Annotated in this window: 20 protein-coding genes; 18 read left to right on the top strand and 2 right to left on the bottom strand. The window is 61.5% G+C overall.

What is annotated here, in order from left to right; all coding sequences use genetic code 11:
- Nucleotides 1-133 precede the first annotated feature (133 nt).
- From AC5RVS_RS17240 to AC5RVS_RS17220, 5 genes are all read left to right on the top strand, one after another.
- Nucleotides 134-688, top strand: coding sequence for a hypothetical protein (locus AC5RVS_RS17240; protein ID WP_494109053.1), 555 nt, complete (start codon nucleotides 134-136; stop codon nucleotides 686-688).
- An 11-nt stretch (nucleotides 689-699) separates the two neighbouring features.
- Entirely contained in the window at nucleotides 700-978 is a 279-nt protein-coding gene (locus AC5RVS_RS17235) for a hypothetical protein (RefSeq protein WP_494109052.1), read from the top strand.
- A 101-nt stretch (nucleotides 979-1079) separates the two neighbouring features.
- Nucleotides 1080-1643, top strand: coding sequence for a hypothetical protein (locus AC5RVS_RS17230; RefSeq protein WP_494109051.1), 564 nt, complete (start codon nucleotides 1080-1082; stop codon nucleotides 1641-1643).
- A 210-nt stretch (nucleotides 1644-1853) separates the two neighbouring features.
- Nucleotides 1854-2891, top strand: a complete 1038-nt coding sequence (locus tag AC5RVS_RS17225) for a PDDEXK nuclease domain-containing protein (RefSeq protein WP_494109050.1) — start codon at nucleotides 1854-1856, stop codon at nucleotides 2889-2891.
- Nucleotides 2892-3183: 292 nt separating this feature from the next.
- A complete protein-coding gene (locus tag AC5RVS_RS17220; protein ID WP_494109049.1) occupies nucleotides 3184-3633 on the top strand; it encodes a hypothetical protein in 450 nt (149 codons plus the stop codon).
- A gap of 619 nt (nucleotides 3634-4252) precedes the next feature.
- Here the strand turns inward: AC5RVS_RS17220 and AC5RVS_RS17215 are convergent.
- On the bottom strand, nucleotides 4253-4588 hold the full coding sequence (locus tag AC5RVS_RS17215) for a hypothetical protein (protein WP_494109048.1): 336 nt from the start codon (nucleotides 4586-4588) through the stop codon (nucleotides 4253-4255).
- 956 nt (nucleotides 4589-5544) lie between these two features.
- Here AC5RVS_RS17215 and AC5RVS_RS17210 point away from each other — a divergent pair.
- Genes AC5RVS_RS17210 through AC5RVS_RS17190 form a run of 5 tightly spaced genes read left to right on the top strand, consistent with a single transcriptional unit; the run spans nucleotide 5545 to nucleotide 10664 of the window.
- The gene (locus tag AC5RVS_RS17210) at nucleotides 5545-5856 is read left to right on the top strand and encodes a ferredoxin (RefSeq protein ID WP_494109047.1); all 312 of its coding nucleotides are present in this window, start codon (nucleotides 5545-5547) and stop codon (nucleotides 5854-5856) included.
- Between the two features lie 2 nt (nucleotides 5857-5858).
- Nucleotides 5859-7136, top strand: coding sequence for an NAD(P)/FAD-dependent oxidoreductase (locus tag AC5RVS_RS17205; protein WP_494109046.1), 1278 nt, complete (start codon nucleotides 5859-5861; stop codon nucleotides 7134-7136).
- Nucleotides 7133-8470: a glutamine synthetase family protein gene (locus AC5RVS_RS17200; RefSeq protein ID WP_494109045.1), complete on the top strand. Its 1338-nt coding sequence runs from the start codon at nucleotides 7133-7135 to the stop codon at nucleotides 8468-8470. The genes AC5RVS_RS17205 and AC5RVS_RS17200 overlap by 4 nt, the downstream gene beginning before the upstream one ends.
- A complete protein-coding gene (locus AC5RVS_RS17195) occupies nucleotides 8467-9177 on the top strand; it encodes a gamma-glutamyl-gamma-aminobutyrate hydrolase family protein (RefSeq protein WP_494109044.1) in 711 nt (236 codons plus the stop codon). The genes AC5RVS_RS17200 and AC5RVS_RS17195 overlap by 4 nt, the downstream gene beginning before the upstream one ends.
- Nucleotides 9174-10664: an aldehyde dehydrogenase gene (locus AC5RVS_RS17190; protein WP_494109043.1), complete on the top strand. Its 1491-nt coding sequence runs from the start codon at nucleotides 9174-9176 to the stop codon at nucleotides 10662-10664. Before AC5RVS_RS17195 ends, AC5RVS_RS17190 begins: the two co-directional genes overlap by 4 nt.
- Before the next feature lie 54 nt (nucleotides 10665-10718).
- Here the strand turns inward: AC5RVS_RS17190 and AC5RVS_RS17185 are convergent, their stop codons facing one another.
- Complete coding sequence (locus AC5RVS_RS17185) at nucleotides 10719-11507, bottom strand: enoyl-CoA hydratase/isomerase family protein (RefSeq protein WP_494109042.1); 789 nt, start codon at nucleotides 11505-11507, stop codon at nucleotides 10719-10721.
- 91 nt (nucleotides 11508-11598) lie between these two features.
- Here AC5RVS_RS17185 and AC5RVS_RS17180 point away from each other — a divergent pair, with 91 nt between their 5' ends.
- The 8 genes from AC5RVS_RS17180 to gabT all read left to right on the top strand — a co-directional run bounded on the left by AC5RVS_RS17180 (nucleotide 11599) and on the right by gabT (nucleotide 20671).
- The gene (locus tag AC5RVS_RS17180) at nucleotides 11599-12816 is read left to right on the top strand and encodes a cytochrome P450 (RefSeq protein WP_494109041.1); all 1218 of its coding nucleotides are present in this window, start codon (nucleotides 11599-11601) and stop codon (nucleotides 12814-12816) included.
- Nucleotides 12817-12884: 68 nt separating this feature from the next.
- Nucleotides 12885-13526, top strand: a complete 642-nt coding sequence (locus AC5RVS_RS17175; RefSeq protein WP_494109040.1) for a substrate-binding periplasmic protein — start codon at nucleotides 12885-12887, stop codon at nucleotides 13524-13526.
- Nucleotides 13469-14293, top strand: coding sequence for a gamma-glutamyl-gamma-aminobutyrate hydrolase family protein (locus AC5RVS_RS17170; protein WP_494109039.1), 825 nt, complete (start codon nucleotides 13469-13471; stop codon nucleotides 14291-14293). The genes AC5RVS_RS17175 and AC5RVS_RS17170 overlap by 58 nt, the downstream gene beginning before the upstream one ends.
- A gap of 13 nt (nucleotides 14294-14306) precedes the next feature.
- Entirely contained in the window at nucleotides 14307-15539 is a 1233-nt protein-coding gene (locus AC5RVS_RS17165; RefSeq protein ID WP_494109038.1) for a CaiB/BaiF CoA transferase family protein, read from the top strand.
- A gap of 35 nt (nucleotides 15540-15574) precedes the next feature.
- On the top strand, nucleotides 15575-17035 hold the full coding sequence (locus AC5RVS_RS17160) for an aldehyde dehydrogenase family protein (RefSeq protein WP_494109037.1): 1461 nt from the start codon (nucleotides 15575-15577) through the stop codon (nucleotides 17033-17035).
- The gene (locus AC5RVS_RS17155; protein WP_494109036.1) at nucleotides 17032-17757 is read left to right on the top strand and encodes an enoyl-CoA hydratase/isomerase family protein; all 726 of its coding nucleotides are present in this window, start codon (nucleotides 17032-17034) and stop codon (nucleotides 17755-17757) included. Before AC5RVS_RS17160 ends, AC5RVS_RS17155 begins: the two co-directional genes overlap by 4 nt.
- Nucleotides 17758-17793: 36 nt before the next feature.
- Nucleotides 17794-19314 carry an APC family permease gene (locus AC5RVS_RS17150; protein WP_494109035.1) on the top strand — a complete coding sequence of 507 codons (1521 nt, stop codon included), beginning with the start codon at nucleotides 17794-17796 and terminating at the stop codon, nucleotides 19312-19314.
- Nucleotides 19262-20671 carry a 4-aminobutyrate--2-oxoglutarate transaminase gene (gene gabT / locus AC5RVS_RS17145; protein ID WP_494109034.1) on the top strand — a complete coding sequence of 470 codons (1410 nt, stop codon included), beginning with the start codon at nucleotides 19262-19264 and terminating at the stop codon, nucleotides 20669-20671. The genes AC5RVS_RS17150 and gabT overlap by 53 nt, the downstream gene beginning before the upstream one ends.
- The last annotated feature ends 8 nt before the right edge of the window (nucleotides 20672-20679 follow it).

The following is a 20679-nucleotide window of genomic DNA, read 5'->3' as shown; positions in this document are numbered from 1 at the left end:
CGCTGTCTGTCCGCCAAAATGACCAGGTTTGGCCGCTGCTCTCCTGCGCCGCCTCCTAGGCCGGGCAATTGAAGCATGTAGGCTGGCGTCTAATTGACATAGACGTCGATCGCTTAAGGGCTGGGGGAGTGCATTGGCCAAGACAACTTCATCGCTCGGGCTGCTCTGTGTTCTTTCGGGCTCCCTCATGCTGATGTCCTGCACTGCTTCAGCAGGAGCTTCAGAAACAACGCCGCCGGCGACCCAATCGGCGGCAGTGGAGCAGCCACAGCCACTGACGATGCAGGCCAAGGAAGTCATGGCCGAGTACCAGAAGGCAGCGTCCGAGTTCCCGGAAGCGCTTCCCGCGGGCGTCAGCTTCCCAAATACACTGCCTCCCGCATTCCTGAAGAATAACTACGTAGCAGAAGCAGGCGCCGGCGAAGGCGTGGCCGCCTTCTACTGGTTGTGCTCATGGCTAGACGTGTTCCTAAAGGCAGACGCCTCAGGCGATCAGGCGGCAGCCGATGAAGCCTTCGAACGGATGACCACCGATTGGGAAAGCCTTCCGTACTACGAGCAGCACGTTGAAGACCCATACAAAGTGTGGCGCAAGGAAATACTCGGTCCGGCACTGGAGGGCAATGCCAGACCCCTCAAGGGGTATTTCGCATCTTGCTCGTTCTACAAGGAGCACAACCGCAGCTAAGGTCGGGAGACATGGCCAAAACACACCACGCACCGACCTTCCTTGCCGGAGTGATCTTGATTGTCGTCGGCTGGATACTCTTCGTTCCTCTCGGCGGTCGGGCAGCTGATGCGAACTATCGCAGCGACGAAGATCTCTACACCCTCCTCTCGCTAGGCGGGGGCGTCCTCATACTCGCGGGAACGGTCATGATTATCGCCAGTATCTTTCGCGCCTTACGCAGAGTCGACAACATCAGCGACGTGGGTGTGCCGGCGAAAGCCGATGACAGGAAACGTCCGACCGTCTAGCCAAGAGGCCAGGCTCCCTCACCTGCCCCCATCCGACTCCAGACACAGAGAAGGACAGAACCTTCCGGTTCGTGTGCCGTCTACTAGGAACGTGTTAGCCGATGCCGCAACTCACCGACCAGCCCACTACTCGATGGTGGTCGTCCATCTGGACAAGAACGGCGATTGGCCTAGCGTTGGTCCCTGCCTACGTGCTCCTCTTGCATCGGTTCGCATTCCTGTCCGGGAACGCCAACCTGACAAATTCCCAGACGCTCGGTGCTGCGGTAGGTGACGTTGCACTGTGGGGGGCAGTTGCGATGGCAGGCTTCGGGCTGTTCGGGATCCTGGCCACGCTCTACTTCCCTACCGGACGCGCCGTCGTACCGGCTTGGGCGCTCGTACTCTTGTTGCTGCTTGTCCTGCCAGCGATCTGGCTCACGGTGGCATTGATCCAAGCTGCAATGACTCTTCCCGACGCCCCTGTCTACCCATCAATGAGGACATTGGTGACCAATATGTATCTGCCCGTGACGCTGCTCGTCACAATCGTGGCGCTGGTCCAACGGATGACGCTGCAGCCGGAACATCTGCGGTGGCGTTGGACGGCGTTGACGCTCGGCGTGGTTCCCTTCCTGGCAGTCACCATCTTGCAGATTGTCGTGATAGCTGCGGATTTTGGATGAAGGGTCCTGACCTTTAGTTACTGACTGATAGTCGCGCGTTGTTGAGCTGCCCGGCAAAGCTGATCCTGCTGTTCCTCCGGGGAGAGCAGGTTCCAGACTTCGGTCTGCTTCCTGATCTCCCCAACACACGCCCCGAACCGGGCGTCTTCGACTGCCCGCCACCACCTTCGGGTCCATGAATGTAGTTTCCGGATAGATAGGATCGAATCCATGACTCCAGCCGGCGACCTTTCCCTCCCCAACGGCTACACCGACCTGCTGGGCGAACTCAAAAATCGGGTCAGGACCGCGCGCACCAAGGCGCTGCGGGCCGTAAACACCGAACTGATCGAGTTGTATTGGTCCATCGGCCAGACCATCCTTCAACGCCAGGAGGTCGAGAGCTGGGGGAGTGGTGTGATGGGACGGCTGGCAGACGATCTGCGGGCAGAGTTCCCGGAGATGAAGGGATTGTCGCGGCGCAACCTGTTCTACATGCGAGGATTCGCCGCTGCCTGGCCGGGTCCAATTGTGCAACAGCCTGTTGCACAATTGCCGTGGGGCCACATCACCGTGCTGCTGGACAAGGCGCAGACACCGGAGCAACGGGTCTGGTATGCGTCGGCCGCCGTGGAGTACGGCTGGTCGCGGAACGTCCTGATGAACATGATGATGAACAAGTCCATGGAACGGACCGGCACGGCGCCGTCAAACTTTGTGCAACGGCTTGTTGCACCGGATTCGGAGCTGGCCCAGCAGGCCGCCAGGGACCCCTACAACTTCGAATTCCTTAACCTCTCCGGGGAGGTCGCCGAGCGCGATCTCGAGCAAGCGCTCATGGACCGCATCACCGACACCCTGCGGGAAATGGGTCCCGGGTTCGCGTTCGTCGGCCGTCAGGTTCACTTCGACGTCGGCGGTGACGACTTCTACCTTGACCTGCTGTTCTTCCACGTCGAGCAGCTGCGCTACTTCGTCATCGAACTTAAAACCGGCAAGTTCCAGCCCGAATACGCAGGCAAGCTCAACTTCTACATCGCCCTCGTCGATGACAGGCTCCGCCGCGAAGCGCACAACGACACGGTGGGCATCCTGATCTGCGGCAGCAAGAACGACCACACCGTCCGCTACAGCCTCGGTAGGTCCACTTCACCCATGGCCGTCGCCTCCTACACCTATGAGTCCCTGCCTGCCGAGGTCCGCAATGATTTGCCCGACGCCGACCGGCTGACCGCCGCTCTCGACTGGACCGAGGATACGACGGGCTAACCTGCACGACCAACGAGGAAGGGCGTGGCTTGGCCGATTGTGGCAAAGCAGTGATCACATATCCGCGGTGTAGAAGGTGAGCTCACCGACGCCAGCTACCGCGCCCCAAGCATCCAGTCTTAGCCGTCGCGCCTAGGAGGCGAGCGTACGACACCACGAAGAAGTGTGCCCAGACCACTCCTGGCGGCGGGCTCTCCGGGCGCAACTCTTGAAGTTATAGTTTCGCAACGTCCCTTGCTTCGCCACTAAGACGGGGTCAGGTAGCGTGAGGTCAAATGCCGACGGAGGTGTCATGCAGGGTTGGTCGAAGACGATTCTCTGGGTGATCGTGCTGTTTTCGCTGACGGGCTGCGGCGCACAAGGTCCAGCCGGCATTTCCGCGCTGTCCGAGCCATCCTTGGCCCCGGCTCAACTGCCAGCCCATGTCCAGGCGCCGAAGGAGATGGGCGGCAACATCGTCCTGCTGGCTGAGAAAAGCGATTATGCCTTCTACGCCGCCGATGAAGTAAGCGGCGGTGCCTGCGCCGTCGTCGTCAGTACGGTAGACGACTCAGACTGGGTTGTTGGCTGCGGAGGGCCTCCGCCGAGCGATATGAAAGGCGCCGGACTCGGCCCGGTCGTTAGTGTTGGCGGTCCCGGGAGCGTCAGGGCGAAGCTGACCCGCGACGGGTACGACGCATCCAGTGAGCTGGCCTACGGGTGGGAGTTTTTGCATCCCAACCTGTTGGTGATCGGGCTCTAGCAGCGAGATGGCCCGAACCGGAGCCAAGTCGTGCCAAAGATACCGCAGTCAGCGCATGTAGCATCGGGCTTCCTGATCGGCTTCGGCGCAGCCCTTGTGCTGCGCAGCAGCGGGACCGAGTCCAGAGGGTGGTTCGCCTACGACCCCGTTTCGGGCGAGATAGCCGGCAGCGGTTCACCGGGTCGAAAGCGTCTTGGCGCTATCCTGGCGGGCACTGGAGTCGTTGTCGCGCTGGCCGCGGCCCGAGGGCATCCGAAACCTACTTCGCCTGGTCGGGGTTCCATTCCGGGTCCGAGCCACCTGGGTCCAGATCTCTGAGGCCTTGCTCTAGCCCCGGGTGATGCAGCCCGACAGAGCGCATGTTCTCGATCAGGTCCCGGGGCCGTGGACATTCCGTAGGTCAGCCACAGGTGCTCGGGGTCGGCATTTACCACGGCGGGTACTCCTCCGTCAGACGCTTCGGGTTTCCGCCAAATCTAATTGCCGGAAGCAGGCCTGTCTGTCTTACACGCCCATCTGTCCTGAACAAGTGGTTGCCAGGGGGTAGAACGTGGCATCCAGCGTGAGGAACCGAGGGACAGGCACTCGGGCTCTACTCGGTTCATCGCCAATGGTCCCGCTAGTCGCTATTGCTGCTGCGTCTGTCAGCGTCATCGAGCGCCTTTAGGAACTCCACTTGATCCGTGTCGTCCGCAATCAGTTCAATGTGCTTTCCAAGCGGAGGGGCCACATGTCTTGGGCCGCTGTAGACGGTTCCCAAATAGAGGTCGTTCAGAACGCTGCCAGACTCAGCACTCGGCCTGGAGACAGCGCCCTTGCCGCCTCGAATTGTATTGATGACGGTGAGCACTACGGTGACCAGCATCAGAGCCAGGAACACATACGCCGCCCATTCCCTGTTGCCGGACAGGAACATCCCTGCGATGACCAGTACGATTCCGAACATCGTGCTCACGACGACAACGTCCGTCCTGCGCATTTCGTCCCTCCCGCCCCTTGGCCTGAATCTATTGAGGCTCCTGTGAACAGGCTATCTTTATGGGAGCCATCGTGCATCGGATGCAATAATCACTGTTTTACTTGTCCTAATCACACCAATCGGCAATTCCAAGCCTGATTCCTCATCGGTTTACTGCGTAAGGGCGCGAGAGGCTGGACGTTTCACAAATGCGATGACAGCGTAGGGTCAGTGGCTCCTCATGCGAACGGCCCACCAGTCCCACACTGGCGGGATGTGGCCCACTCCGATATGACAGCGGCGGCCCTCTTGAACGGGGAGGGTCGCCGCTTCGTTGCGGTTTTTATCCGGCTCGACGAACGACGCGAAAGAGCAGCCCTCCCGTTGCCTCAGGCAACTACTTTACATAACGTCGATTATCGGCTAAAGAAGGGGAGCACACAGCGGCACGTGACTTCGGCTCGAGCGCTCCGGCCCGCCCCGTTCGGCCACGCCGCCCCCAGGCGGGCAACACTTCAGCCCCTAGGTGGGCAACAGTTCAGCCCCGGGCCGCCCAACTCCTTAATCCGCCTTGCCGCCCGACAGGCCTACTCGTGGAGGATGAACAGCGCCCCCACCAAGATAGAGCTGCCAGCGGGTCGGCGAGATGGCGTCGTCCAGGTGGCCGGATGTCACACCACTTGTTGTGGAGGTACCGCATGCGCCAGCCCGCCTGATCAGTTCGATGTCGATGTCACTGGTTCCCTCCTGGGAGGCCTGCGGGACTCCCAGCTCCGCCGAGGTCTTTTCCTGAATAACCGCTAGTCATCAGTGACGTACGCAGCGGGTAGGGAACCAAGCGATGGTGTCGGCAGCACGGAGTGGCCCGCCTCAGGCCTGAGCGGCGTGAGATGTGACAAAAATTGTTCAGCTCGTGCGCGGCTAGATCGAGCGGATCGCCCGCGAGCTCCGCGATGACTCTCACTGACGAAGCGGCGAAAGCTTGCACGGGCTTGACCCTAAACCTCATATGTATAAACTTTATGTGTAAGCTACATCACAACTCGATGGCCCCGCAGAAAAGGAGGACCAGGATGCATATAGAGGTAGACCGGAAGCTATGTGAGAACCACGGTCAATGCGCTATTGCAGCGCCAGAGGTTTTCACGATGAATGCAGACAACGAGCTCGAGTATGACCCGCAACCAGCGGATTCGGCTCTGGAGCTAGTGGAGGAAGCCGTTGATGTCTGCCCGGTGCAGGCCATTCTGGTCGGCCGAGGATAGTCATGGCGGGGGAAAGTTCTCTTCGACTTCCGATCGTCGTAGTCGGCGGATCAATGGCTGGGCTGCGCGCCTGCGAACAGCTCCGTGCCGCAGGCTGGTCAGGCCGAATTACGGCAATCGGGGCTGAGCAGCATCTGCCCTATAACCGACCTCCGTTGTCCAAGGACGTGCTTCTGAGCGGTGACAGGGCAACCGTGGGCGAGTGGCATCGGGACACTGTGTTCAGACAGCGCGCGAGCGTAGCCGACGTCGAATGGCTCCTGGGCCAGGAAGTCGTAGCCTCGGATCTGTCCGGCCGTACAGTTTCACTGGCCGACGGTACAACCATTGCGTATGCGGGACTCGTCATTGCCACTGGTTTAAGGCCACGGCGCCTGCCCTTCCAAGCCACTCCAGCTAGACGCCACGTACTGCGGACGCTAGAGGATGCGATGCGGCTGCGCGGACAGTTGCGCGAAGGCACCAGAGTCACCGTGATCGGCGGAGGGTTCATCGGGTGTGAAATTGCCGTTACTGCGCAAAAGATAGGATGCCACGTAACCGTTGTCGAGCCGATGGCGGCACCAATGATGCGTGCCCTCGGTCAGCAGGTGGGAAACGCCATCCGCGCATATCATGAGTCCACCGGTGTCCGTTTCCTCACTAGCACCGTCGTCGAAGAGATCATTGACAGTCATGGGAACGGCGCCGGACCTGCCATCACCCTGGCCGGCGACCAGCAGATCGTCGCCGACGTAATCGTGGAGTCTGTTGGCTCGCACACGAATGTGGAATGGCTAGCAGGAAATGACTTGGATGTTTCCGACGGCGTTCTGTGCCACAACAACCTCAGCGTGGTCGGCAGCGAGAATGTTGTTGCCGTAGGTGACATTGCACGCTTTCCTAACCCGCGCTTTGATGACGTCCCGCGCCGTGTGGAGCACTGGTGCATGCCGACAGAGACAGCCAAGTATGCCGCAAGAACGCTTCTGGCAGCCCTTATGGGCAGTGACCTGCCCGCGGAGCCCTTTGCCCCGCTGCCGACATTCTGGAGTGATCAGGGCGCTTTGCGCCTGCAGGGTTACGGCAGCCCTGCTCTCGCGGACAGTACCGTGGTCACCCGCGGCTGCTTGGACGCGGCAGGACTGCCCAACGGAGTCATTGTCGAGTACCACAAGGGGGAGCAGTTTGTCGGCTTCCTCGCCATCAATATCCCGGCGGCCGAGCATGTGCCGTATAGGGAGCGGCTCGCTGCAGAAAGCGCTGCCGGATTATTCCTTCAAACAGGAGCACTACGATGACAGCCCTCAACGACCACCAGGAATTAAACGCCCGGCTCACCGAGGAACTCGCCGAAAGGGTCAGGCAGGCCGGCGTCGAATTTATCTACTACCAGGTGGTGACACTGAGCGGAAAGGTTTTGGCCAAGGTCGTTCCCGCCACCCAACTGAGACGCAATCTGCTGGACGGGATTCTGATGCACCGTTCCGCGGTTGCCGACTTTCAAACAACCCGGTCAGGTGAACTGCTGGGCGGCGGCGCTACCGCCTCCGAATTCAAGGCAATGCCGGATGCCGACACCTTCGCGGTGCTGCCCTGGGACAACAGCACCGCACGGTTCCTGTGCACCATCTACGAGCCGCAGCATCGGCCCGGAATCGGCGGCTCACCGTTCGCCAGTGATCCTCGCGGCCAGCTGCGCCTGGCTCACGCAGGCTTCCAGGAACGGCTCGGGTACGAGCTGCGGACGGGCTGCGAACCGGAAATGACGTGGGTAGGCGACGGGTTGGAAGTACATTCACGTCCCGGGTCGAATCCTTCCTATGAATTCGAGCAGCTTGAACGCATGCGGCCGATCTACCAACAGTTGGTACGCTACGCCACCGCCCTCGGGTTCGAGATGACTGAAGGGGACTATGAGGACGCCGGCCAGCTGGAACTGAACTGGATGTATGACAACGCTGAGAAGACTGCGGACAGGTTGATTACCTACCGGATGATTTGCCGGCAGGTAGCACGAGAGTTCGGCGTCACGGCCAGTTTCATGCCCAAAATTACCGCCGGATCAATGGGCAGCGGCTGCCACCATAACTTCAGCCTCTGGCGCAACGGGATCAACGTTATGCAGGACCCCACGCGCAGCGAGCTGCATCTGACGGACACGGGCCGTTTTGCTTTGGGCGGCCTCCTCAAGCATGCGGCCGCCTCCATGATGGTAATGGGTCCGACCGTGAACAGCTACAAACGCTACTGGGACGACGGACAGTTCGCGCCGACGAAGATCGACTGGGGTGTGGAGGACAAGACCTGCACGGTCCGTCTGTCCGCTAATGGCCGGCTTGAATACAAACTGCCCGACGCCAGCGTCAATCCTTACCTGTCCCATAATCTGCTGCTGGCAGCCATCGAAGATGGAATACTTCACGAGACCGACCCCGACAACTGCACGTCCGCCGAAATCCCTAAAAATCTCGGTGCAGCCGTCCATGCCTTCTCGGACAGCAAAGTCATCCGCACGGCTTTCCCCACCGAGATGTCCGATTTGTTGATTTCGCTCCGCACCGACGAATGGGCGCGATACAGCGGCGCTGTCACCGATTGGGAGCGTGAAATGTACTTCAGGACGGGCCAATGAGCCGCCCCTTGGTCGGCATCACCGCCATGGCTTCGTCTCAGGTTGACGGACTGAGGTTCTCGGGTTTCGCCGTTGCTGAAAGGGTTGTGGAGTCGGTGTACCGCGCTGGCGGTGAACCCGTTGTACTACCACCGGTCCATGCCGAGCATTGCCCAGACTTGAGCCGCTACAACGCCGTCGTCGTGGCGGGGGGTCGGGACATGGAACCTGGCTTCTACGGACAGACCTCCCGGGACGCCCAGGCCCGCTTCGACATACGGCAAGACAGCGTGGAACTCGAGATCATTCGGGAATGCCTCAGACTATCCAAGCCTCTGCTGGCCATCTGCCGAGGCCTGCAGGTTCTCAATGTTGCCCTCGGCGGCACCCTCATTCAGGATCTGCCGACAGGACCGGTGAACCACCGTCGCGGCATCCACCGCGTTACTTTGGATGAGGATAGTGCCCTGGCACGGGCTCTTGGCACCCGTAACGTACCGGTTTCCACTTACCACCACCAGGCCGTAAGCATCCTCGGCCGCGGGCTACGGTCGACCGGGTACGCAGAAGACGGCTGTATCGAGGCGATCGAGCACGAGACCGCCCCTATCTTGGCCGTTCAATGGCACCCGGAGGACGAAGGGGAAACACAAAAATTCGGGCAGCAGTTGTTTAACTCGCTGCTGGTACCGCAGTCCTGGCACACCTCTCTAGGAGCTCTCCGATGACAATGACATACGAACGTAATCTCAACCGAAGCAAAGAGGTCGTGACACGAACCGATGCCTTCATCGACGGCGCGTTCCTGCCCTCCCTGAGCGGCGAGCGATTCGTGAGCATTTCACCCCGGGACGGGCAGGAAATCGCTCAGATCGCCGCGTGCGATGCGCCGGATGTCGACGCGGCCGTGGCAGCCGCCCGCAGGGCTTTCGACGACGGCCGCTGGTCCCGAATGGCCCCACGGCAGCGCCGCGTGATCCTGCAGCGACTGGCACGCCTAGTTGAAGAGCACAAGGATGAGCTGGCCCTGCTGGAAAGCCTGGACATGGGCAAACCCGTTTCCGATGCGGTTTCCGTCGACATGCGGGTAGTGGTTCAGTGCCTTGACTTCTACGCGGAAGCGATTGACAAAATTTACGGGGAGGTAGCTCCAACCGACTATCGGACGCTCGCCACGATCACCCGAGAGCCCATCGGCGTGGTCGGGGCCGTCGTTCCGTGGAATTTTCCGCTGATGCTCACCAGCTGGAAGGTGGCGCCCGCCCTCGCCGCCGGCAACAGCATCGTCCTCAAGCCCGCCGAACAGTCCTCGCTCACGGCACTGCGCTTTGCCGAGCTGGCCGCCGAGGCCGGGCTTCCGGATGGAATACTCAATGTTGTGCCCGGGTTCGGGAAGACGGCAGGTGCTGCCATAGGTCTGCACATGGATGTGGACGCGGTTACCTTCACAGGCTCGGGCCCGGTTGGCCGCCAGTTCCTGCGGTACGCAGCCGATAGCAACATTAAGCAGGTCTCCCTGGAACTGGGCGGCAAAAGCCCGCAGATCGTAATGGAAGACGCCCCGGACGTGGAACTTGTCGCCGCCTCCATTGCCGATGGCATTTTCTTCAATCAGGGACAGATTTGCTCTGCCGGTTCACGGCTTATCGTGCACCGGTCCAGAAAAGAGGAACTCACGCAGGCAGTGGTTGAGGCCGCACAAGCTCTGGAACCGTCAGACCCTCTGGATCCCCAGGCGAGACTCGGTGCGCTCGTTGAAGAAAGTCACCTCCAGCGGGTCCTGGGCTACGTGGAAGGCGCCTTAGACGAAGGAGCAGTGGCGCTGACCGGCGGCAGACGCGTCTTAGAAGAAACAGGCGGATTCTATATGGACCCGACGGTTTTGGACTCAGTAACCCCGACCTCCACCGCAGCCCAGCAAGAAATTTTCGGACCGGTACTGGTAGTGCTCCCCTTCGACACAGCCGAGGAAGCAGTGGCACTGGCCAACAGCACGCCGTACGGCCTTGCAGCCTCTGTCTGGACGAAGGATCTTACTACCGCGCATCTGACGGCCAGGGACATCCGCGCAGGCACCGTTTGGGTAAACTGCTATGACGCAGCCGATATTACCGTCCCGTTCGGCGGAGTCGGGGAATCGGGCATCGGCCGAGACAAGTCCCTTCATGCACTGGACAAGTACACCCAGTTGAAAACCACGTGGATCCAGCTCTGAACTAGGTCGCGCCGGTTGCCCGGGTATCCTTCCGGGCAACCGGCGCGCTGCCGGTTAGTTTTCCGGCCATGACGGCTCACGGCGTTCCAGGAACGCGGCCACTCCCTCCCGGTAGTCCGGCGATAGTGCTGAATCCCGCCAGTACCGGTCTTCAAGGTCCAAAGCTTGATGAAGGTCCATTCCGAGGCCTTCGCGAAGGGCCCTCTTGGCGTTGCGCAAGCTTGTGGGGCTGCCGGTGCTGATGCTCCGGGCCAGTTCCAGGGCTGCTTCGTCGGCAGTGGTGTTATCCGAGGCAAGAACATCGAGTACACCGAGGCCGCGGGCGTCCTCAGCACCGATCTTTCTGCGTGTGAAGATCATCTCAGCCGCCCGGGCCATCCCCACACGCCGTGCGAGCAACTGCGTCCCGCCACCTCCGGGAATAATCCCGACGTTGGCCTCAGGCAGGCCAACGACCGTCGTTCCGTCCCCAACGATCAGATCGCATGCCAGTGCCAGCTCCATGCCGCCGCCCAAGGCGAAACCGTGGACGGCAGCGATGGTCGGCACCGGGATGGCCAGCAGGGCAGCCGTGGCGGCACGGGAACTCTGACGTGCCTGAAGCAATTGATCCGCATCCATCTGGCTGCGCTCCTTGAGATCGGCTCCGACCGAAAACGCCTTGGGCAGGGCAGATCGGAGGAGCACCACCCTAACCCCTGGGGTGGAGGCCAATTGCGTGGCCGCCGCAGCCAGCAGGTCTGCCTGCCTGGTTGAGAGGGCGTTCAGCGCTTTGCCACGCGCCATGACTATTTCAGCGATGCGGGGGTCCCCGTGAAGGGTGCCATATGTGACGTCGGTCATGTCATAGAGACTAATGTCACACGAAACTCTTGACAACTGAACCTATGAAGTCAAAGGTTATAAAAACTTACTTCGCTGATGGGACCCAAAAATGGAAGACACTCAGACACTCGAACCGAACGTCGCCTACCTTGACCTAGGTGACCCCACCTTTGACCTTGCCTCTGCAGAGGCGAAGGCGGCACGGGCGCGGCACTGGTACGCCCGCACCAATTATGGGATAGCAGTACTGCGCTACGACGAGGTGTCCCTGCTGCTCAAGGACCGCCGGCTCCGCCAGGGCAGCTGGGCGTGGCCCCAGAAGAACGGTGTCACTGAGGGACTGTTTTACAAGTTCTGGTCGTCAACCCTCATCAACTATGAAGGCGATGCACATGCCCGCCTGCGCCGGCTGCACAATCCGGCCTTCTCCCCCAAGCTCATCGGTGGCCTCGTCCCGCGCTTCCAGGCCCTGGCCAACGAACTGATCGACGCTTTCATTGATGAGGAAAGCTGCGATTTCATCGCCGAATTCGCAGAACCGTACGCTGCCCGGGTCATTTCGATCATGCTCGGCCTGCCAGAAAGCGAATGGAAGCGCATCGCAGACTGGTCGGCCACCGCGGGCCTGGCCCTGAGCGTGACCATCAAAGAGGACCTGGACAAGATCGAGGAGGCCATGGCGGGCCTGTACGGCTACGCGGACAGCCTCATTGCAGACCGTACAGCCGCACCTCAGGAAGATTTCGTCACCAAGTTGATTGCCGGCCAGCGGGCCGAAGGCACCATGAGCTTGGACGAACTGCGCACAGCACTGGTAAATCTAATCTTCGCCGGAATGGACACCACCCGGAATCAGCTTGGCCTGGCCATGTCCACCTTTATAGACCATCCCGACCAGTGGGAACTGCTGGCTGCCCGTCCGGAACTCGGTCCTGCCGCAGTTGAGGAAGTCATGCGTGTGGCCCCGACAGTTACCTGGGTGACGCGCGAGGCCCGCGAAACTTTCACCTTCCAAGGCCTGGAAATTCCGGCCGGCACCACGATCCACCTGCTCAGCGGGCTCGCCGGCACCGATGACACTTCCGGCGCGGACGTCAGCTTCAACATCACGGCCGAACGGCGTACCCACTTCGGTTTCGGCGGCGGCGTGCACCACTGTCTCGGCCATTTCATCGCCCGCAGCGACATGAGCGAGGCATTGCCCCTGCTGGCCAGCCGGATGGCCACTCCCGCCCGGCTACCCGGCGATGTCTGGTTGCCGAACACCGGGAACACCGGCCCGACCAAACTGCCCATTTCCTTCACCAAGCGGGGACAAACGCGATGACCGCAACGCTAAGAATCATCTGCGTCAACCTGGCGTCCGAGCCACTTTTTACTAAGCAGACCCCCACAATGTCCCGTGAGGGCTATGAAGTCGATGTAGCTAACGCCATCGCCGCCCAACTCGGAGTAGAGGTGGAGTGGGTTTTCCTGCCGTGGGCCGAAATGATCCCCGCCCTGCGCGAAAACCGCGGCGACGCGATCCTTTGCGGGCAAGGCATCACTGCCGAACGGCAGCAGCTGGTGGACTTCACCCGCCCCTACGCTGTCTTCGACGAGGCCGTCTTGACCAGGACCGGCAGCGGAATCACCAATCCGGCAGACCTGGACGGCAGGCGGGTACTGGCCATTGCCGGCTCCACCAACATGGCACTAGCCCAGACCTTCAAGGGGGCGGAGCTGGTGCCTTTCGCCGGCGATTCCGAAGACGTGCTCGGTGACATGGTCGCAGAACTGCGCGCCGGCCGCGTCGACGCCGTCGTCGACGACGAGGTGGTCCTGCAGCCGCTGCTAAATTCCGGAGACCTGGAGGTAGCCTTCTCCTGCCCCACCGGCAACAGGTGGGCCGTCGCAGTGGCCAAACAGCAGCCTGCTCTGCTCCGGGCGCTGGACGAAGTCTTAGCCCAAGCTATTGCCGCCGGTGAAATCCAACAGGCATGGGAACGATGGATGCCGTCAATTCGCTTCCCGCTGCCATCGGAGCCACTCCAATGACCGGCCAGCCCCGCCGGGTCCTGGTCATCGGGCCTTACGAGGACCGAAGCCTGCCCCTGCCGCTGCGCGACCTCGCTGTCAACCACGCCGACAAAACATTGCGAACACTGCTGGAAATCGGGATGGAACCGGTCTTCGTCGACACTGCGGAGCGGCCCCTGCCCCTGACGGCAGACGCGCGGGCCGGGGTCCACGGGCTTGTCATCCTCGGCGGTGGAGATGTTGCCCCTGAGCTCTACGGGCTCCCTGCGGAGCAGCCGAACATGTACGGCGTAGACCGGGAGGTGGACGATTTCACCATCGGTGTCTTGAAGCGGGCGGTGGACCGGAACCTGCCGGTACTCGGGATATGCCGGGGAATGCAGCTGACCAACGTGGCCTTCGGCGGTACCCTCATCCCGGACATCGCCAACTGGTCGCTTCACCGCGGAGAGGGGATGGATCAGGTCTTCATCCGGGAGCCGGTCTGGCTGGAACCGCATTCCCGCATTGCAAAAATCTACGGCTGCCGCCTGGCCGCTGTACTCAACGGTCACCATCAGGCGATCGACCGCGTCGCTGCAGGATTTCAGATATCGGCGCGCGCCGACGACGGGTTGATCGAGGGCATCGAATCCGAAGAATTCAACTTCGTGGGCATCCAGTGGCATCCCGAACACGCTGAAGCAGCTCCCGAGGCACTGACGCGCCTGCTCGAAGATCTCAAAAAACGTATAGACGACGTAGCCGCAGTCCCTCAGATCCTGACGTCTACCCCCAAACCCTAGGAGCACGTTGATTATGAACGCTGCGTTGCAGGACCATGCCAAGCCTTTGCAGGGCGTGCGGATCCTCGACTTTACCCGCATTCTCTCCGGGCCCTACGCCACATTGTTCCTGGCCGAACTGGGTGCGGAAATCATCAAGATCGAGCGGCCCGGAGTGGGCGACGACACCCGGGCCTGGGGCCCGCCTTTCATAGACGACGCGGATTCCATCAGCACCTACTTCGCGGCAGTAAACAGAGGCAAGTCCAGTCTGGCAATCGACATCACAACCAGCCAAGGCAAAGACATCATCCATGCCCTAGCTGCAAAAAGCGACGTCGCGATCGAGAACTTCCGTCCGGGGGTCGCCGAGCGCTATGGGCTGGACCATGCCTCGCTGGCTAAGGCGAATCCAGCAATTATTACGGCTTCCATTTCCGGTTTCGGCCGGACTGGGAAGTATGCAGGCTATCCCGGTACGGAAATCGTGGTTGAGGCCATGTCAGGCTTGATGAGCGTCACCGGAAGCCCCGACGGACAACCCGTGCGTTTCGGCATTGCGATGACCGACATCGCCACCGGCCTGGGCGTCGCCACACGCATTCTCGCCGCTCTCCCGGTCGCACGCGCCACCGGTGAGGGTACTCACATCGAAAGTTCGCTGTACGAGACAGCCGTCGGCGTGCTCGGCACGCTAGTGGCCTCAACCAGTCTGTCGGGAGAAGTGCCGCAACGCTGGGGGTCCCATCATCCGACGATCGTGCCGTACGGTGGCTTCCCTACCGCGGACGGCGATGTGATCACGGGAGTCGTCAACGACCGCACATGGCCGGCCTTCTGCCGTGCCATCGGTGCTGAGGACCTGCTCACGGATGAGTCCATGGCGACCAATGCCGGAAGGGTCCGCAACCGGGAACGCGTCGAGTCCGCGGTGGCCGCGGCAACGTCGGCGTTCGGGACGGAAGAACTGGTAGCCATCCTCTCAGGCCAGGGCCTGCTGGCCGCGCCCATCCGCTCCGTCGCGGACATGATTGCCGATCCAAACACGGCAAGTCTGGGCCTGTTCGCCGGTGTCGAGGGGCAGCCGAAGCTGTTGACCTCCCGGGTCTCGGGGCCAGCCAATGACACCGCACCGGCCACCGTGCCGCTACTGGGCGACGACACCGCCCACATTCTGGGCAGTTATCTGGGCATGACCCCAGATGAAGTGACCCGGCTGGCAGACGCCGGAGTCGTCGGGACGAGCGTGCCCGTCGCACAGCACTGAACGTATCGGTTCCAAGACAAAAGAACGGAAGAAAAATGAGTATCGAAACGCATACCGCGTTCCAGCCGCGGCAGCACATCGGTGAATGGCGGCCCGGTACCATCAGCGGGGAAGTCCGTGATCCAGCGGATTCACGGCGGATTCTGGCCTCAGTGCCGGTGGCCACGGAGACCGAAATTGCCGAAGCTGTTCAGGTGGCGGTGGAAGGGGCGCGGATCTGGGCCGCCACCCCCGCTTTCGAGCGGGGAGCGGTTCTGCAGCGTGCCAGCGACATTATCGCGGAACGCCAGCAGGAATTCGCTGAAGCCGTGACGCTGGAAATGGGCAAACCGATTCGCGAATCCCGGGTGGAAGTCGGCCGTGTCATCGAGCACACACGCCACTTCGCCACCGCCGGCCGCCAACCTGAAGGCACCACCTCGCGGCTGGCCGGCAACAACGAAATGGCCTTCACACTGCGTGCCCCGCTCGGCGTAGTGGCAGTAATCTGCCCGTGGAACTTCCCGCTGATGATTCCGAACTGGAAACTGGCGGCGGCCCTGGTCCACGGGAATTCCGTCGTCTTCAAGCCGGCCGAAATCGCTCCGCTGTCAGCGACCCTGCTAACTGAAGCCTACTTGCAGGCCGGCCTCCCGCCCCAGGTCCTCTCGCTGGTGCTCGGCAAAGGATCGCGGGTGGGTCCGGCATTGTTGAAGGCGAAAGATGTCGCGGGCGTGACCTTTACCGGTTCAACGCCTGTTGGGCTGGGGCTTGCGGCCGAGGCAGCCCGCAACGGGAAACGCGCGCAGACCGAAATGGGCGGCAAGAACGCGCTGGTTGTCATGGCTGATGCCGACCTCGACGAAGCCCTCGATTCCATCATCGTTGGCGGGTTCGGTACCTCCGGTCAGCGCTGCACCTCCAGCAGCCGTGTCCTCGTGCACCGGGCAGTTGCAGAAGAGGTCCAGCGACGCTTGGAAGCCGCCGTGGATCGCCTCGTGGTCGGTCCGGGACTGGAGGAGAAGACAACACTCGGTCCGATGGCATCGGAGCAGGCGCTCACGGACGCGATGGAAGGACTCGAACGTGCCCTGATTGACGGCGCGAAGATACTACGCGGGGGCAACCGCCTGGACAAGGGCGGATACGCCCATGGCTGGTTCATGGAGCCCACCCTGCTAAAGGCCGAAAACGAAGGCGCTGCGTTCCATGAAGAGCTGTTCGGCCCCATTGTCTCGATCCATGAATTCGACACAATTGACGAGGCGATCTCGCTCAACAACGCGGTGGAGTACGGCCTGTCCGCCTCCATCTACACCAGTGACCTGAACGCTGCCCACCGCTTCATCCGTGAAACCGACACCGGCATGGTCCACGTCAACCGGCCCACCGTCGGGGCGGAGCCGCACCTGCCGTTCGGCGGCGCCAAGGCTTCGGCATTGGGCACGGCAGAGCTGGGTGCGGCCGTTGACTTCTATACGAAGACCCGTGCCGCACACCTGAGGTGGACCGCGTGAGCGACGATATCCAGCTCGAACACCCGTCAGGCGGCATCGCAGTGATTCGTCTCAATGCAGCCGAACGCAAAAACGCCCTCACCGGCTCGAGCGCGCGCCAGCTGCTGCAAGCCCTGGATCAGGTCGCCCGCGCCGAAGACGTGGCCGTCTGCATCATCACCGGCGGGTCCGAAGCGTTCTGTGCCGGAGCGCACCGCGAGCTACTGGCCAACGTTGCCGAGGGGGACCCGGTAGCCCAGGAAGACATCGCAGATGTCTACCGGATCTTCGAGGAAATCCGACAATCACCTGTGACTATCATCTCCGCGGTTTGCGGCCCGGCCGTAGGAGCAGGGCTCAACATAGCCCTGGCATCGGATGTCCGGGTGGTGGCCGAAGACGCCTACCTGCGTTCCATGTTCATGGCCAACAAAATCCATCCCGGCGGCGGGCACCTGAAAATGATCCATGACCTTGGCGGCCGCGAGGCTGCGGTAACGCTCGCCATTCTCGACCAGCCGCTGCACGGAGCAGAGTTCACCCGGCTCGGGCTGGCTCTTGAAGCCCTGCCCGCTGACGAGGTCGAGACCAGAGCGCTGGAATTGGCCAGGCAAACGGCAAAAAACCCGCGCTTGGCACGCCTCATCAAACAGAGCCTCGTGGAGGCCCCAAACATGTCCATGGCAGAGGCAGCCCTCCATGAAGCGGCGGAACAGCGCAACACGCTGCTAGCCCTTCGATAAATCCCGCTTTGAAAACGTGAGGCAAGGAGCATTGCAGTGACTATTAACAAATTCGGGGAACCGCCCAACGACAGTATCGACACCGACGACGAACAACTCGCGAAACTGGGGTACACCTCGCAGTTCAAACGCGACATGAGCCCGTGGGCGAATTTCGCCCTCGGCTTCACCTACCTTTCGCCGGTAGTCGGCATCTACGTCACCTTCGCCATTGCGCTGTCTGCCGGCGGGCCGCCGATGATTTGGGCACTGGTCATCGCCGGGCTGGGGCAGCTGCTGGTGGCTCTGGTTTTCGGCGAGGTCGTCTCCCAGTTTCCCGTGGCCGGCGGACTTTACCCCTGGGCACGCAGGCTGTGGGGGCGCAAATGGGCCTGGCTGACCGGCTGGATCTATACCGCGGCATTGTTCACTACGATCGCCGCGCTGGCCTACGGTGCCGCGCCCTATGTCTGTGCCCTGCTGGGGATCGAGCAGACAACTACGAACACCGTCGTCGTCGGTGTCATCATCATCGCGGTTGCCACCGTGGTCAATCTCAGCGGAACCAAAACGCTCTCGACATTCGCGAAGTTCGGCTTCGCCGCCGAGCTGATCGGCGCCGTGGCCGTAGGCGTGTGGCTGCTAGTCACGGCCCGACAACATGATCTGGGCGTCCTGTTCCAGTCATTCGGCTCCGAAAGCAACGGATCCTACGCCGCCGCATTCCTAGCTGCTGGTCTGATCGGCGTGTACCAGTACTACGGATTCGAAGCTTGCGGCGATGTGGCGGAAGAAGTCAGAGATCCCGGCCGGCGGATTCCGAAGACCATGCGGATGACGATCTACGTCGGCGGCAGCGCCGCGATCTTCGTGACCCTGGGCTTCATCCTGGCGGTCACCGATTTCGGCGCCGTTATCCGGGGTGAAGACGTTGACCCGATCAACACGATTCTGATGGCCTCTTTTGGTCCCGTGGGATCCAAAGTAGTCCTGGGTATTGTGCTGCTGTCTTTTCTCTCCGGAGCGCTGAGCCTGCAGGCGGCCTCCAGCCGGTTGCTCTACTCCTACGCCCGGGACAGGATGATCTTCGGCAGCCGCTGGCTCTCCCGGTTCTCCCACAAACTCGGTGTGCCGGTCTGGGCGCTGATTGCTTCCGGCGTCGTGCCCGCCGCCCTCGTGGTCGGATCCTATATTTCCGCGGACGCGCTGACCAAGATCGTGTCCTTTGCGACCTTCGGCATCTATTTGGGCTTCCAGATGGTGGTATTCGCCGCCCTGCGGGCCAGGCTCAAGGGATGGGTGCCTGCCGGACCTTTCACGCTCGGCAAGTGGGGGATGACAGTCAACGTTGCCGCCCTGGTCTGGGGAGTTGCGGCCATTATCAACATGGTCTGGCCGCGCACGCCGGATGTTCCCTGGTACGACAACTACATCGTGCTGATCTCCGGGATGGCCGTCGTGGGATCCGGGCTCATTTACATGTTCACCACAGGCCGGGCAACCCTAAGCAAGGCACCCTACGGGGATGCCGTCCCAACGAAAAACAGCGCCGCTGCCAACGCACCAGTTTCCGAATAGGAGTACGACAGAAATGACCTCCACAACTACGTCCATCCCACAGGTACGCCGCATGCAGGCTGCCTATCCGGGACCAAAATCCCAGGCACTGCATGAACGCCGGATGAAAGAAGTCGCGCACACCATCGCGTCCGTGCTACCGGTCTATGTTGAACGAGCCGAAGGCGCCATCGTCGTGGACGTCGACGGCAACCATTTCATCGACTTTGGTTCCGGCATCGGCGTCCTCAATGTCGGGAATTCAGCCCCAGCCGTCGTCGAACGCATCCACCAGGCCGCGGACGCCTTCACTCACACCTGCTTCTTGCTGGCGCCGTACGAAGGGTACGTCCAAGTTTGCGAAGCCCTGAACCGGATCACCCCGGGCAGCCACGCCAAGAAGACCGCTCTCTTCAATTCGGGTGCCGAAGCGGTAGAGAACGCCGTGAAATTCGCGCGCGCCGCAACCGGCCGGGATGCCATCGTCGTCTTCGACCATGCCTTCCACGGCCGCACCAACCTCACGATGGCCATGACGGCCAAAGCCGTGCCCTACAAGCAGGGCTTCGGGCCCTTCGCCAACGAAATCTACCGGGTTCCGGGCTCGTACCCGTTCCGGGATCATGAACCCGACGGCCGCCTGGCTGCACAGCGGACCATCGAGTTGATAGAGAAGCAGGTTGGCCGCGACAATGTGGCCGCGGTGGTCATCGAGCCCATTCAGGGCGAGGGCGGGTTCATTGTCCCCGCCGAGGGCTTCTTGCCGGCACTGGCCGAGTGGTGCCGCCAGACGGGGGCCGTCTTTGTGGCCGATGAAATCCAAAGCGGTTTCGCCCGTTCAGGGGACCTCTTCGCCGTCGAGCATGAGGACGTCGTCCCCGACATGGTCGTCACAGCGAAGGGTCTGGCCGGTGGGCTTCCTCTGTCCGCGGTCACGGGACGCGCCGATCTCATGGACAGGGCACAGATCGGCGGTATAGGGGGAACATACGCAGGCAACCCCCTGGCCTGCGCGGCGGCACTGGGAACCATTGAATCGATAGAGAATGAGGGCTTGGTAGAGCGTTCCCGACAGTTGGGCTACATCATCGAAGCCAAGCTCCAAGAGCTTCAGGCGCAGTACGGCATTGTCGGGGAGGTTCGCGGGCGCGGCTCTATGCGTGGAATCGAATTCGTAATTCCCGGCACCACCGAGCCCAATGCCGCTGCCTGCGCAGAAGTCACCGCGGCATGTCACCGAGCCGGTGTCTTGGTACTGGCCACGGGAACGTTCGGCAATGTCATTCGTTTGCTTCCTCCGCTGGTCATCTCTGAAGAGTTGTTGGTGGAAGGACTGCAAGTCCTCGAATCGGCCATTAGGGAAGCGAACAGGGAATAAACTATGAC

The sequence above is a fragment of the Arthrobacter sp. Y3221048 genome (assembly GCF_059092685.1).
This window is presented reverse-complemented; position numbering and strand designations above follow the sequence as displayed.